The sequence below is a fragment of the Acinetobacter proteolyticus genome (assembly GCF_000367945.1).
Lineage (GTDB): Bacteria > Pseudomonadota > Gammaproteobacteria > Pseudomonadales > Moraxellaceae > Acinetobacter > Acinetobacter proteolyticus.
This window is the reverse complement of record NZ_KB849179.1, coordinates 2,918,917-2,933,675: the sequence shown is the minus strand read 5'-3', so window position 1 is coordinate 2,933,675 and position 14,759 is coordinate 2,918,917. Positions and strand designations below refer to the sequence as shown.

At 33.2% G+C, this 14,759-nt stretch carries 11 protein-coding genes; all 11 read left to right on the top strand.

What is annotated here, in order from left to right; all coding sequences use genetic code 11:
• The first annotated feature begins 128 nt into the window (after positions 1-128).
• Positions 129-950, top strand: a complete 822-nt coding sequence (locus F993_RS03435) for an ABC transporter permease (protein ID WP_004656651.1) — start codon at positions 129-131, stop codon at positions 948-950.
• A complete protein-coding gene (locus F993_RS03440; RefSeq protein WP_004656649.1) occupies positions 947-1,618 on the top strand; it encodes an ABC transporter ATP-binding protein in 672 nt (223 codons plus the stop codon). Before F993_RS03435 ends, F993_RS03440 begins: the two co-directional genes overlap by 4 nt.
• The gene (locus F993_RS03445; RefSeq protein ID WP_004656647.1) at positions 1,599-2,699 is read left to right on the top strand and encodes a KpsE/RkpR family capsule polysaccharide export protein; all 1,101 of its coding nucleotides are present in this window, start codon (positions 1,599-1,601) and stop codon (positions 2,697-2,699) included. The genes F993_RS03440 and F993_RS03445 overlap by 20 nt, the downstream gene beginning before the upstream one ends.
• 5 nt (positions 2,700-2,704) lie before the next feature.
• A complete protein-coding gene (locus F993_RS03450) occupies positions 2,705-4,381 on the top strand; it encodes a polysaccharide biosynthesis/export family protein (RefSeq protein WP_004656645.1) in 1,677 nt (558 codons plus the stop codon).
• A gap of 131 nt (positions 4,382-4,512) precedes the next feature.
• Positions 4,513-5,634, top strand: coding sequence for a non-hydrolyzing UDP-N-acetylglucosamine 2-epimerase (gene wecB / locus F993_RS03455; RefSeq protein ID WP_004656643.1), 1,122 nt, complete (start codon positions 4,513-4,515; stop codon positions 5,632-5,634).
• A gap of 55 nt (positions 5,635-5,689) precedes the next feature.
• Entirely contained in the window at positions 5,690-6,919 is a 1,230-nt protein-coding gene (gene wecC / locus F993_RS03460; RefSeq protein WP_004656640.1) for a UDP-N-acetyl-D-mannosamine dehydrogenase, read from the top strand.
• Positions 6,920-6,932: 13 nt separating this feature from the next.
• Positions 6,933-8,990, top strand: coding sequence for a CgeB family protein (locus tag F993_RS0119800; RefSeq protein WP_004656638.1), 2,058 nt, complete (start codon positions 6,933-6,935; stop codon positions 8,988-8,990).
• The gene (locus F993_RS03465; protein WP_004656636.1) at positions 8,990-10,930 is read left to right on the top strand and encodes a glycosyltransferase; all 1,941 of its coding nucleotides are present in this window, start codon (positions 8,990-8,992) and stop codon (positions 10,928-10,930) included. The genes F993_RS0119800 and F993_RS03465 overlap by 1 nt, the downstream gene beginning before the upstream one ends.
• Positions 10,931-10,943: 13 nt before the next feature.
• The gene (locus F993_RS03470; RefSeq protein WP_004656634.1) at positions 10,944-12,119 is read left to right on the top strand and encodes a glycosyltransferase; all 1,176 of its coding nucleotides are present in this window, start codon (positions 10,944-10,946) and stop codon (positions 12,117-12,119) included.
• 189 nt (positions 12,120-12,308) lie between these two features.
• On the top strand, positions 12,309-13,295 hold the full coding sequence (locus F993_RS03475; RefSeq protein ID WP_004656632.1) for a DUF6270 domain-containing protein: 987 nt from the start codon (positions 12,309-12,311) through the stop codon (positions 13,293-13,295).
• Between the two features lie 262 nt (positions 13,296-13,557).
• Positions 13,558-14,754 (top strand): hypothetical protein, encoded by a 1,197-nt coding sequence (locus F993_RS03480; RefSeq protein ID WP_004656630.1) that lies wholly within the window; start codon positions 13,558-13,560, stop codon positions 14,752-14,754.
• Positions 14,755-14,759 lie beyond the last annotated feature (5 nt).

The following is a 14,759-nucleotide window of genomic DNA, read 5'->3' as shown; positions in this document are numbered from 1 at the left end:
TGAATGGAAGAACTTTCTCGTAATTTGAAATTATGGAACATTTTGAAACTTTAACTTTTCGAAAAAATAATTTAAGCTTCGCTGGAAAATAAGGCTAGTGCAAAGATTAAGCACTTACAGGGGGTCGGATGGATGAGCAAACATCCAGTTTAAAAGGATTACCACGGTTAAAACCCCGTGGCGGACTGCAGGTTATGTATGCAGCAGTTCGTGCACTTTTTTTACGCGAGTTGCAAACCCGTTTTGGTCAGTACCGTCTTGGTTATGTCTGGATTTTACTTGAGCCAGCGCTGCATATCGGTTTTATGCTTATTCTATTTGGTGCGGTAAGCCATACCATACCGGGTATTGATTTTGAAGTTTTTCTGGTCAATGGGATTATTCCATTTTTTCTATTTAGAACGACTGTTAGTCAGTCTTTGGGTGCCGTTCAGGCTAACCAAGGTTTATTTAGTTATCGACCAGTAAAACCGATTGATACGCTAATCGCACGTAGTTTTTTAGAGCTTTTTTTACATTTTGTTTCTTATCTATTTTTTAGTGCAGTATTACTTTGGTTGGGCTTTCATATTAGTTTTGAGGCAATTCCTGCTCTATTAGGGTATTGGTTTTTATTGTTTCTTTTGAGTTTTAGCCTAGCACTAGTATTTATGGTGATTGGTGATATTTCACATGAGTTGAACAAGTTTTTACCAATGTTGTTTTTTATTCTCTATTTTTTATCTGCTGTAGTTTATACCATTCATTTAATACCTTATGAATATCAGCAATATTTATTATGGAATCCTGTAATTCATATATTAGAGTCAATGCGACATGCGGTCGCTCCGAATTATCCATTAACACAAGGTATTTCATTGACTTATGTGGGTGAGTGGATTATTGGTTCTTTATTTTTTGGTCTGTTACTATATAAACGCTTTGAACAGCAAATGGTTAAGTCCAAATGATTGAACTTCGTAATTTAACCAAATCCTATGTGACTCCCAAAGGGCGGCACTATGTTTTTAAAGATTTAAATGTCACTTTACCTGAAAATAAAAGTGTAGCGATTTTAGGTAAAAATGGTGCAGGTAAAAGTACCTTATTAAGAATTATAGGTGGGATTGATTTTGCCGACAGTGGCAAAGTGGTGACCAATAAAACTATTTCTTGGCCTGTAGCGTTGTCAGGTGGTTTTCAGGGCAGTATGACAGCCCGACAAAATGTTCGGTTTGTCGCTCGACTTTACCTAAGTCATGAAGAGGAAGTAGATCAAGTTGTTGATTTTGTTGAGTCTTTTGCTGATATCGGCAAGTATTTTGATATGCCGATTAAAAGCTATTCATCGGGTATGCGTGGTCGTATTGGTTTTGGCCTGAGTATGGCCTTTAACTTCGATTATTATCTGCTCGATGAAGCAGGAGCAGTCGGTGATGCCAATTTTAGGAAGAAAAGCCAAGCTTTACTTGATGATTTAAAGCAGAAGTCCAATATTATTATGGTTTCCCACGATCTAAATGATCTAACCCGCAATTGTGATGTGGCATTTTTGATGCGGAATGGTCAAGCGGAATTTTTTGAAGATATTGCAGAGGCAATAGAGGTCTATAAAGCATATGCGGTCAATAACAAATAAAGGTTTAGTGATTAGTTACATCGCCATTGTGATGTTGCCATTATTGCTGATTATTGCGTATCTAATGATTTTTGCTCAGCATCGTTTTGTTTCTCAATCGACTTTATTAGTAAAACAGGTTGGCGAAGTATCTAGTGCCTCTGCAGCAGGTGGATTAAGTACATTACTGGGTGTGAGTAATACCAATAGTGAAGATGCGCATATTTTAACGGCTTATATTAGTTCGCGTAATATGGTTGAAAGCCTCGAAAAAAAGCTCAACTTGCGTAAAGCCTTTATTGCACAAAATGATCCAGTTTTTGGACTTAGTCCAGATGCATCAGTCGAAGATTTAGTAAAATATTTTAATCATCGAGTTAATGTAGACTTAGATGAAAAAACCATGATGTTAACAATTTCATCACAGGGCTTTAGTTCAGAATTTGCTTTACGATTAAACCAAGAAATAATAAAAAATAGTGAAAGTTTTATTAATGATTTGTCTAAACAGATTGCAACAGAGCAACTTAAGTTTGCCGAAAAGCAATTAAACGAAGCTAAAACGCAATTGGATAATTCGCGCGATATTTTGTTGGAGTATCAAAATAAGAATCAAATGTTTGATCCACAGGCACAGGCTCAAGCAATTGCTACTATTGTTGCAACTCTCGAGGCGAATTTGTCAAAGTTAAGTACAGAAGAAAGAACTTTATTAAGCTATTTAAATGAAACCGCTCCACAGGTGGTGGCGATCCGTAGTCAGATTGAATCGGTGCAGAAACAAATTGCCGATGAAAAGGCTAAATTGACTTCACCAAATACCAGTAAATTGAATAAGAGTGTAGCGGATTTTGAAGCCTTAAAAGCTAACGTTGAGTTTTCAACAGATATTTATAAGCTGTCACTTGCATCACTTGAAAAAGCCCGTTTGGAAGCCTCTCGTAAACTGAAAAAACTAGTTGTGATATCTACCCCTGAACTAGCACAAGATGCAATCTATCCACGTATTCTTTATTTGATTGCGACTTATTTTCTGATTTTAAATATTTTATTTGGTATCACGATGTTGATTTACTCGATTATCCGTGAGCATAAGGAGTAAGCACAATGAAAAAATTATTAATCACCAGTATGCTTGCAGTTAGCTCATTTCATTGTTATGGTGCTGATACTACGACTCTTTTACCTCAAGAATTAACAAAAGATCTATTACAAGCGAATATTAATCCTCCAGATAATACAATTTTACCAAGTCAATCCGTGGTTGGTTTGTCTCCAAGCAGCACACAAAAGTACTCAACGACAACCAAAATGTTTGGTGAACAGCTGTTTAAAGGTGCTTTTGCCAGTACCGCAGGCTCAACTTTTAATGACAGCTATGTCTTGAATCCTGGTGATAATATTAATTTACGCCTTTGGGGTGCTTACCAGTTTGCGGGTACTTTAACCGTAGACCCGCAAGGCAATATTTTTATTCCCAATGTAGGTCCTGTCAAAGTGGCAGGTACCACCAATGGTCGACTACAGTCGTTAATTGAAGGCTATGTCCGTAAAACCTATGTCGCCAATGTTGGTGTCTATGCAGCTCTGGTGCAGTCTCAACCGGTTAAAGTGATGGTTACAGGTTTTGTGAATCAGCCTGGTTCTTATGGTGGTGTCGCCAATGACAGCGTACTGGCATATTTGGATCGTGCCGGTGGGGTCGATGCACAACGCGGAAGTTATGTCGATATCCGTATCATGCGTAATGGGCAGCTCAAGCAATATGTCAATCTGTATGACTTTTTAATTGCAGGCAAACTACAGCCTTATAGTTTCCGTGATGGTGATGTCATTGTGGTTGCGCCACGAAGTCATACCTTCTCGGTCTCGGGTGAGGTGTTTAATGCCTATGACTTTGAATTTAATGTGCCTGAAGTCACTGTTGCACAGGCGTTATCGGTAGCAAAACTGAAACCCGGGGCGACCAATGTCAGCATTATGCGTCGTCAGGGTACAGAGTACCGCAGTGAATATTATCCGCTCTCTGCTGCCAATAATGTGGTGATTGAAGATGGTGATATCTTAACAGTGACGGCTGACCGTTATGCCGGCACGATTCAGGTGAGGGTTGAGGGTGCACATAATGGTGCACATGCTGTGGTATTGCCATATGGTTCCAAACTGTCAGAAGTGATGAAACAGATTCAGCCGAATACCTTGTCAGAGGTCAATGCATTACAGCTTTTCCGTCCATCGGTTGCCAAGCGACAAAAGGAAATGTTAAACGTTTCTTTAGATAAACTTGAAGAAGCAACATTTTCTGTACGCTCAACCACACAGGAAGAAGCCAACCTACGGGTAAAAGATGCTGAACTGGTTAAACAGTTTATTGCTAAGGCACGAACGGTAGAGCCAAAAGGTCAAGTGGTTTTAAATGCCAAAGACTTTGATGATGTGATTTTAGAAAACGGGGATATATTAAATATTCCTGAAAAAACTTCGGTCATTATGGTGCATGGTGAAGTCACCTTCCCGAATGGCGTAGTATGGCAACCCAATATGACTGCGGCATCATATATTGATCAGGTTGGTGGTTTTACCCAAAAGTCGAATAAATCGAAACTGGTGGTGATTCATCAGAATGGTGAGTCTGAACTGGTCAGTAAACGCTATAAGATTCAACAGGGGGATGAGATTTTAGTTCTTCCTAAGGCGCAAACCAAAGTGGTGGAATTAACGCGGGGCATTACCCAAGTACTGTATCAGATTGCGATTGCAGCCAAAGTGGCATTGGATTTATAGGGATAACTTGTTTTTTTGCATGGATTGCTTATAGCGCCTTGATGGGTACTTGGATCAAGGTAAAAAAATATATGGTATAAGGTGTTGAAACAATAATTTTTGAATAAATTATTGAATAATTTGGTGAAAGTATGAAAGTGTTAGTTGTGTTTGGAACCAGACCTGAAGCGATTAAAATGGCGCCTTTGGTAAAACTATTAAGTGCAGATCCATTTTTTGAAACAAAGGTGTGTATCACAGCTCAGCATCGACAAATGCTGGATTCTGTTTTATCTGTATTTGATATTCAACCCGACTATGATCTCAATATTATGAAAGCAGGACAAAGCCTGACGGAACTGAATGCCAGAATGATGCTGGCACTTGAGGAGGTTTTGGTGGATTGCAAACCAGATCTGGTACTGGTACATGGGGATACATCAACAACACTCAGTACAGCAATGGCGGCTTTCTATCAAAAAATTGATGTCGGCCATGTCGAGGCGGGTTTACGTACTTACGATATTTATTCACCATGGCCAGAAGAAGCCAATCGTCAGTTGACCAGTGTGATTGCCAAATGGCATTTCTGCCCAACCGAAACCTCTGCCAACCATTTACTTCAAGAACATATCAATAAAAGCAAAATCTGTATTACTGGCAATACCGTAATTGATGCATTATTTTATGTAAAAGACCAACTGAATAATAATGAGGCTTTACAGCAAGAAATGCGTGCGCATTTTCATATGTTGGACCTCGACAAAAAGCGTGTTCTGATTACTGGCCACCGTCGTGAAAACTTTGGTGAAGGTTTTGAGAATATCTGTAAAGCGATTAAAGCACTAGCGGAAAGCTACCCTGAGGTCGAATTTGTCTATCCTGTACATATGAACCCAAATGTGATGCAGCCTGTTTATCAGTATCTTGATGGCGTAGATAATATTAAATTGATTGAGCCACAAGAGTACGTCCAGTTTATTTGGTTGATGCAACATAGTCATATTATTTTAACCGACTCGGGTGGTATTCAAGAAGAAGCACCTTCTTTAGGTATTCCAGTGTTGGTCATGCGTGATACCACAGAACGCCAAGAAGCTGTAGAAGCAGGAACGGTAAAGCTAGTGGGTACCTCAAAAGAATTAATTATTCAGCAGACCTCTGCTTTGTTAGATGACCAAACCCTACATCAGCAAATGAGTCTTGCACACAATCCTTATGGTGATGGCTTGGCGTGTCAACGAATTATTGAACATCTAAAGCAATTTGCTTAAGTGTAAATTGTTAATGAAAAATAGAACCATATTTTAAATATTGTAGAGAATATTCATGTCAGAGTTAAAAATTTCAGTCAGTGGCCTAGGTTATATTGGATTACCAACAGCAACCATGTTTGCCAATGCTGGCGCACAAGTGATCGGGCTTGATGTGAATCAGTATGCGATTGATACCATTAATGAAGGTAAGATCCATATTGTTGAGCCAGGTTTAGAAGAAATTGTAAAAAAAGTGGTGTCTTCAGGCCATTTAAGAGCATCTCTACAAGCAGAAAAAGCCGATGCGTTTTTGATTGCAGTACCAACGCCTTTTAAAGGCGAAGATTACACACCAGACCTTTCTTATATTGAAGCGGCAGTAAATACCATTGCACCTGTACTAGAGAAAGGCAATATTGTCATTTTAGAGTCAACTTCTCCCGTTGGAGCGACGGAACAGATGGTTGAGTGGCTATCGACTCTACGTTCTGATCTAAAATTTGCGAAGCATGAAACGGACACTGAAATAGATGTCCATATTGCTTACTGTCCTGAACGTGTTTTACCAGGTCATGTGATTCGTGAATTGGTTGAAAACAACCGTACTATTGGGGGGATGACTGCAGAATGTACCCAAAAAGCAAAAGAAGTTTATCGCATCTTTGTTAAAGGTGAGTTGTTAGAAACCAATGCGCGTACTGCAGAAATGACCAAGCTGACCGAAAATGCCTTTCGTGATGTCAATATTGCGTTTGCCAACGAGCTTTCTTTGATTTGTGACCGTTTAGATATTGATGTATGGGAGTTAATTAAACTGGCGAACCATCATCCACGTGTGAATATCTTAAGACCTGGTGCTGGTGTTGGTGGACATTGTATCGCTGTAGACCCATGGTTTATTGTCAACAAAACTCCTGAACTGGCAAAAATGGTACGTTCAGCGCGTGAAGTAAATGATTACAAGCCAAAATGGGTTATTCAGCAAATTGAAAATGAAATTGAAAAACTAGGTGCTTTAGGACGTAAACCAAAAGTAGCTTTACTCGGTTTAGCATTTAAACCTGATATTGACGATTTACGAGAAAGTCCAGCGGTTGAAATTGCGAAAGAATTTGGCTTGAATCATGATGTAGAGCTATTTTTGGTTGAACCGAATATTCATAAATTACCTGCTGAAATCACCAATGGTCGTTTAGTGGACTTAGATGAAGCTTTAGAGCAAGCAGATGTACGTGCGGTATTAGTTAAACATACGGAGTTCATTCAACTTTCAGCTGATACTGTTATGAGTTTTGTGGGTTAATAGGGATAAGCAAATGAGTACTAAATTAGAGCAACTGGTTAAAGAGTTAGATGAAGCACAAACAAAAAGAAATCAACATTGGAATAAACTTCAGCTAAGCCAGACAACTGAAAGAATTTTAAGAAAATTTGCTAAAGAACAAGTAGAAAGTGAGCAAAATTTTAGTAATAGTGTTAACTTTATAGTTCAATGTCTTCTAAAATATAATTCAAAGAATAAATTAGGTATAGAAGAAACTTTTTTGCTTTTTCTAAATCTATATTCTGATTTTATAGGGAATAAATATAAATTACATACTGAAGATGAAATAATAAAGTTAATATCAACTAAAATTTCTGAACAAAAGGTTCAGAGAAAAGTTTTATCTACTATTTTAAAAAATAATTTTTTAAAGAAAAGACAAGAAAAGCATATTAACCAAATTCAAAATTTTAAGAAATTTATAGAAGAAGAAAGAGAAAGTATCTCAAGAAGAAAGAAGTTTTTTGATGAAATTGATAGCTTAGCATATAAGTTATATATGGCAGAAAAGGAGAAAAATCAAAAAGTAGAAACTGTTGAAAAAAAACAGTTTGTTTTAAAGCCAACAACTGAATTAAAGGTTGCTGTTATTCTTGATGAATTCTCATTTAATTGTTTTAAAGATGAGTTTAATGCAATAGTAATTACACCACAAAATTGGAAAGAAACATTTGCCAAAGAGTTACCAGATATATTCTTTTGTGAATCTGCTTGGTCAGGAAGTGACTCTAATACTAGACCATGGAAGGGTAGAGTATATACAAGTACAAATTTTAAAAATGAAAACAGAAAAGAATTGTTGGAGATTTTAGATTTTTGTAAAAAAAGCAATATACCGACAGTTTTCTGGAATAAGGAAGATCCTACACATTATTCAGACCGAGTTCATGATTTTGTTAAAACAGCTGCATTATTTGATTTTGTATTTACAACTGCAGAAGAGTGTATTGAACAATATAAAAAAGATTATGGTTTGAAAAATGTTTATGCATTGCCATTTGCAACAACACCAAAAATGTTTAATCCAATTGAAGGAAATGAACGTAGTAATAGTATAATATTTGCTGGAAGTTGGTATGCAAATCATACTCAACGTTCAAAAGATATGGAAAATATTCTTGATGCAATTTTAAAAAGCCATGACTTAAAAATTGTTGATCGCTACTATGGCTCAGATGATGAGTTACATAAGTACCCAGAAAAATATAATTCATATATTTATCCAGGAGTTCCTTTTACTCAAATGCCTGAGCTTTATAAAGAAAGTAAATCGGCACTTACTTTTAATACTGTTAAAGATTCAAAAACTATGTTTGCACGTAGAGCATTTGAATTGATGTCTAGTAATACTTTAGTCTTAAGCAATAGTTCTAATGGAATGGATTCTTTATTAAAAGGCCTATATTTAGATTTGGAAAAAAATCCAAGTGTATTGGAGGATTTATCAGTTAAAGATATGGATATTATACGATCTAAGGCTCTTGATTATGTTTTATTGAATCATACATATAGACATAGATGGAATTATATTTTAAATAAAATAGATTATAAAACTTTGCCTGATTGTAATGCTGTCACAATTGTTGTTCTTTTAAATAACGAAGAAGAAATTAATAAAATTATTGATGATTTTGAAGAGGATAATAAAGATATTAAATTATTAATTGTTTTAGGTGATTCAATTGAAAAGCTTAAGATTAAGGATTATATATTTAAGTATAATTCTAATTTAATTAATGTGGTATCTAAAGATTATTTAAATAAATATGGTATACCTCATGATTTAATTGAAACAACACACTTTTTGTTGCTTGATCATAATTTTGATGGGTTTTATAAGGCTGCTGAAAAATTTTTAGCACATAGTTATTATCTAGAAGACTCTCATGTAATTATTGATGATGAATATAAATACAAATTTAAGAAGGGTTTTGTCGTGAAAAATGTATTTTCAAGAAAAAATAATTTTATGAAATTATTCAATTCATTAAATAATCATGTAAATGAAACTGTATATTGTTTAGATAGTAATATATGGGGGAGAATCTAATGAAAATTTCAGTAATTGTACCTTGTTATAATGCAATTTCTAAGATTGATAACTGTTTGAAGTCATTAGAGAGTCAAACTCTCGCAAAGCATTTTTTTGAAGTAATTTTTGTTGATGATTGTTCAAATGACGGAACGTACCAGTTTCTTCGCAACTATGTAAAATCAAAGTCTAATTTCCACGTTTTTAAACTTAATAAAAACTCTGGATCTCCATCAAAACCAAGGAATTTTGGAGTAACAAAAGCAAAAGGTGAGTTTATTTTCTATCTAGACTCAGATGATGCATTAATTGAGGATACATTAGAATCTTTATATAAATTTACTTTGTCAAATGATGTTGATGTTGTAAGAGGATATTTTCTTACTGATAATGGTAAGGAAAAAAAAGAATTTAATAGATTAAATTTAAATTTTAATGAATTAGAATATTTAGAGAAAATTAGAACAATTGTGAGTAAGCAATCTTTAACAGCTATTCAGTTGGTTAGGAAAAGTCTGCTTAAAAATATCAGATGGAAAGAAAATATTCGGATGGGAGAGGATATACTCTTTACTTTAGAGATTTTCTCAAAAACCGAGAAAATATATTATATTGACCATCCCACATTTATATATAACCAGCAAGTAAATCAAAAAAGACTTTCCAGTACTCAAACCTACGGCAAGCGTGAGTTAGAAAACCATTTGGTTGTATGGAAGGGTGCTGAAAATATATTATCAAAAATTGGTCTTAGTTTCTATGAATTACGTCTACGTATAGCCATTCAGAGTGTAATATTTTCACTTTTAAAATTTTATACGCATGATATTGATAAAGAGTTATTTAGTCAATTATCTAAGTTGATTTCTGATAATATCCAGCATATGCAACTTAATAAATTTAGTCAAAAATTTATTGATATTATTGAAGCAATTAAAGAAAATCAGTATGAAAAATGCTTGAATTTAATAAAGCCTAAAATGGTTGTTGCAGGTTATGATCTTAAATTTATAAAACCCTCAATTCCATTTTTGGAAAAATATTATGCAATAGAAATAGATGAATGGTCCGGACATGAATCTCATAATATAGAGCAAAGCAAAAAATTGTTAGAATGGGCAGATGTTATATTCTGCGAATGGCTGCTCGGAAATGCAGTTTGGTATGCGAATAATAAGAAGGCTCACCAAAAACTAATAATAAGATTACATCGTTTTGAGTTGACTACAAAATATATCAACCTGATAGAGAAATCTAAAATTGATAAAATTATTGCAGTCTCTCCATATTTTTATGAAAAAATCATTGAAAAAATTAAAATTAAACGTAGTCAAGTTACTGTAGTACCGAATTACTTATTAGTAGATAAATATATTTCATATGATAATGAAGATAAGTTATATAACCTTGGTATGATTGGTATTTTACCTTCTGGTAAAGGTTTTTATGAAGGTCTTAAGGTACTTTCTGGTTTAGTGAAAAATAACTCAAAGTATAAACTTAATGTTTATGGTAAAACTGTTGATGATTTACCATGGATTAAAAACAATAAAGAAGAAATGGAATATTTTGATAAATGCACCAGTTATATTCGTGATAATAATCTTTCAGATAATGTTGTATATCATGGTTGGTGTGATATGTACACAGAAGTAGGTAAAAATGGTTATATTTTATCGCTTAGTAAAAATGATGAATTGTTTGAAAGTTTTCATTTAGCACCTGCAGAAGGTTTTGTAGCTGGTGGCATAGGTTTATTTTTGCCATGGAGAGGGGTAGAGTACATATATCCAAATGAATATATTTTAAATAATGTGGGTGATTTAGTCGATTATATTGTTTCTACTAATCAAGATTACAATTTATTTACAGAGAGAGCAGTAATAGGCAATGAGTTTGTTAGAAATAACTACTCTATTGATCTTTTTTGTGAAAATATTTTAAAAGTAGTAAGATAATTTTGGATTGGTTATGCAGTATTTTATTGGTCAAACTCGATTTAGTGTTTATTCTCCAGATAGTAAAGCATGGAATATTTCTGGTTTCACAGAAGAGGATTATATAAAAAACCTTTATTCTGATGAGCGTTTGTCTATTAGAATGGAGATATTTATCGAAAAGTCTTTGCCTCTTTTAGACCTAATGCGTAAAGATTATTTTTATAAACATATCGTATCTTACTCGTCTAATTTGCCTGAAAAATGGAAAAAACACCTATATTCAGCTGCAAGAAAATATGATTTTTTATATCTTGATGAGGTTGATAGCAATGTTGGCAATCCTGTAAATAATATTTTGCAAGGAAGAAGTAATGGCTCAGTTGCATATTTTAGACTTGATGATGATGATCTTTTATCAATCAACTATTTAGATTATCTTGATAGTTACAATAATCTATCATTTAAAAATATGTGTATTTCATTTGGGAAAGGAATAGTTGCTCATTATGAAAATGGTAGATTTGTAGATTTTAGAATTTGTAATAGAAGGTTTTTAGCCATTGGCCAAGCTTATATTGGGGTTTTTGTTGATGGAAAGTTAGACATTCCTTGGGGAGTTAGTCATCATAATGTTGACTCTCAGTTACCTGTGGTTTTGGATTCTAGAAATTTTGTTTTTTTCTGGACTTTACATTCTGAACAAGATTCTAATCATAGATCAGGTGTTGATAATAATATTGATATACAATTAATGGAATATAGAAAAATTGATTCTTCTATAAATTTAGAAGAAGATTTTCCGTCTCTCAAATATGATTTAGAGAATTTTTCTATTAATGAAAAGCAATTTACGTTAGTTGATTCTTTTATTGCAGATAGAAAAACTTTACTACCAATTTCGATGAAAAATCAGAAATTATCTTATGAAATTGTTTATGACTTTGAGATTCCAGTAACAAAAAAGAATATGCCAAACTCTTTAGTTTTTTCTTTTGGTTTTGATTTCGATGCAAGAAAAATTCATGGTTTGAACAGATCAACAAATAATGATATTGGTTGGTTTAGATATATTAGTTTTTTTGATGGAAAAGCTAAAGGTAGCTTTAATATTGTTCTTGAAGAAAAAGGAATGATTAATTGTTTGAAATTTTTTATTTGGAATAATGAGATATCAAATTTCAAAATAAATAGAGTTGAAATTATTTGATACAACTGATTGTAAAGGGTGTTTTTAATTAATATCCTCTTAATATTGAACTTAAATATCTATTTAACTTTAGCAGATAGAAAGGCGGATCGTGTTATAATAGATTATACATTTTTTCGTTCAATTAGAGGTTGTTTAATTATTATTCATCCTCTGGCTGTGAAGCAATGCATTATTAGTGGATGAGTTATGATCAAGGTCTTTATTTGTGGAAGTTGTGTATCTAGAGATGCATTAGAGGTTGAAGGTAATGATAATTTTGAATTAGTTCATTATGGTGCCAGATGCTCTTTAGCGACTCTTGCTTTTCCAGATGTTATTGAAAATATTAATTTGGATAATATTTCATCGCCTTTTCAAAAGAGAATGGTTAATGATGATATTCATAGAAATATTTTAAAATATATCGGAGATAAAGATTTTGATTTTTTACTAATGGATTTTATTGATGAGAGGGATGGACTAGTAAATATTGAAAACAAAGGATGGCTTACAAATTCTGCAGAGCTCAAATCTACAGGGTATGAAGAAAAAGGTTCTTTTAATAGGATCATTTCGGGATCTGAAATTCATTTACAAAAATTTTTAGATGGATTTAATATTTTGTATCAAAAACTTCTTTTATTAAAAAAAGAAGATAAGATATTAATTAATAAGGTTTTTTGGTCTACTCATAAAGATAATGGTGAAACCGTTTCTCCAACAATTAATTATATTAAAGAGGCAAACGCTTTTTTAACCAAAATTTATGATTATTTAGCATTAAATTTTCCTAGCTTAAAATTTATTGAATATGAAAAAAGTTCACTTGTTGCAAAATCTGATCACAAATGGGGAGTTGCCGCCTTTCATTATGTTGATAAGTTTTATGTTGAAACTTTGGAAAAGCTAAATCAAATATATTTGAGTGATATTTTTATTAATGAGATGAAAATTAATCTAATAAATAATGAGCTTATTTTTAATGCACATGTGGTACATAATGAAAATAAGAGTATAGATTTTGCTGCATATTTGTTTAAAGACGGCAGAAAAGTAGATCAATTACTTTATCGTAAGGAAAGCTCATTTAAGTTTGGGTATAGGGGACAGGGCGAATATAAGGTTAGACTTTTCTGTAGATATAAAAATTCTAAGAATTTGAAAATAATGTTCTCGCCCGCTTTTTATTTTTAGCCCATGTGTTTTCAATATGAATACTTTTTAAATTTAATTGTTTTATGATTTATGTTACTTTAAATAACTTGATTTTTTGATAAGCTAGATATTGGGGTATTTTTTAGAAAATTGTATATTCGATAATTAGCATTATGAATTTTATTTTTAAAAATTAATATAATTTTAATACATAAATGATACAGTTGGCGCAAAAAATTAATTCTGCCTTTTATAGCATTAATTTTTTTATCAACTTAAACCATAAATGATTAAATAAGCTATGAATTTCAAAAACTTAACTTTATTTTTATCGATATGCCTCATTGGGTGTGGAAGTGGGGGTGGGAGTGAAACAACTGTAAATAAGCCTGAAGTACCCAAGGTAGTTGAACCTTCTAAACCAATAGATCCTGTTCCATGTAAGAAAGCTTTAGATCTTTCAAATCTGACTGATAATGGCGCAAAAATTATGCACTCCTTAGATGAGTGTGGTCAATATTTTCCAATACCTAGTGGTTTATTACCTAGCAAAGTTGGTAATGATATTTCAATTAATGATCTAGAAAGAAATACTCTCAACCAGAGAGATAAAATTCGTCTTGATACGCCATACTTTGTAAACGATCATGTTGTTCATCCAATTATTTTAGACTTTCAGAGCAAACTTGTAGAAAAGAATAGGTATTGGCTAGGTATTACGCCTTATCATAATACACAGGATGCGTATGAAAATCCGACAGTCTATGAGAGTAATAATTTAGAAAAGTTCAATCTTATTGCAAGGTTTAAACAACCCTTGTCTGATGCGCCAAAAAAAATAAACACTGATGATAAAACATATAACTCGGATATTGATTTTGGTTATGATCCATTCAAGGGTGAGTTAATTATGATGTGGAGAACTGTCACCTCTCTACATGGTAATGCTAGTAATAGACTATTTGACTTACGCTATGTTACATCCAGAGATGGGCTTAAGTGGTCTGAGGAAAAGGTACTATTTTCAAATAGCTATAAGGACCCAATTTTATCCCCTTCAATTTTATATAATACTGAAAACAATTTATGGTATTTATACTATGTTGGGTATCGAAAGAATAAAACAACGCTTGCATACAGAACTGCATCGAATTTAGGTGGTATGTGGAGTGATGTGCATTTCATTGATAGTCCAAAAAATATTGAACCATGGCACTTGGAAGCCCGATTTGTTGGACAACAAACTGTTCTATTAATTAACGATAATTTCTTCAGTAGAAACTTATATTTTGCTTTAAGTCAAGATGGTGAAAATTTCAAAGTTTCTGAGAAGCCATTGTTAATAGGTAAATGTTTGGCTCCTTATAAAGCCAGTTTTAGTCCAGTGTATAATGCAAATGGTAGTATTTCATTTAATGTATATTGGACATCGAGTGCTTATAAAGATAATGGGTCGCAGATTTGGCAATTGTTTTATGACAATATCGTAGTTAAATAACCTAA

Excerpts from the sequence above, each read along its gene's own strand:
- F993_RS03435 (WP_004656651.1), top strand. The coding sequence starts at position 129 with ATGGATGAGCAAACATCCAGTTTAAAAGGATTACCACGGTTAAAACCC.
- F993_RS03440 (WP_004656649.1), top strand. The coding sequence starts at position 947 with ATGATTGAACTTCGTAATTTAACCAAATCCTATGTGACTCCCAAAGGG.
- F993_RS03445 (WP_004656647.1), top strand. The coding sequence starts at position 1,599 with ATGCGGTCAATAACAAATAAAGGTTTAGTGATTAGTTACATCGCCATT.
- F993_RS03450 (WP_004656645.1), top strand. The coding sequence starts at position 2,705 with ATGAAAAAATTATTAATCACCAGTATGCTTGCAGTTAGCTCATTTCAT.
- wecB (WP_004656643.1), top strand. The coding sequence starts at position 4,513 with ATGAAAGTGTTAGTTGTGTTTGGAACCAGACCTGAAGCGATTAAAATG.
- wecC (WP_004656640.1), top strand. The coding sequence starts at position 5,690 with ATGTCAGAGTTAAAAATTTCAGTCAGTGGCCTAGGTTATATTGGATTA.
- F993_RS0119800 (WP_004656638.1), top strand. The coding sequence starts at position 6,933 with ATGAGTACTAAATTAGAGCAACTGGTTAAAGAGTTAGATGAAGCACAA.
- F993_RS03465 (WP_004656636.1), top strand. The coding sequence starts at position 8,990 with ATGAAAATTTCAGTAATTGTACCTTGTTATAATGCAATTTCTAAGATT.
- F993_RS03470 (WP_004656634.1), top strand. The coding sequence starts at position 10,944 with ATGCAGTATTTTATTGGTCAAACTCGATTTAGTGTTTATTCTCCAGAT.
- F993_RS03475 (WP_004656632.1), top strand. The coding sequence starts at position 12,309 with ATGATCAAGGTCTTTATTTGTGGAAGTTGTGTATCTAGAGATGCATTA.
- F993_RS03480 (WP_004656630.1), top strand. The coding sequence starts at position 13,558 with ATGAATTTCAAAAACTTAACTTTATTTTTATCGATATGCCTCATTGGG.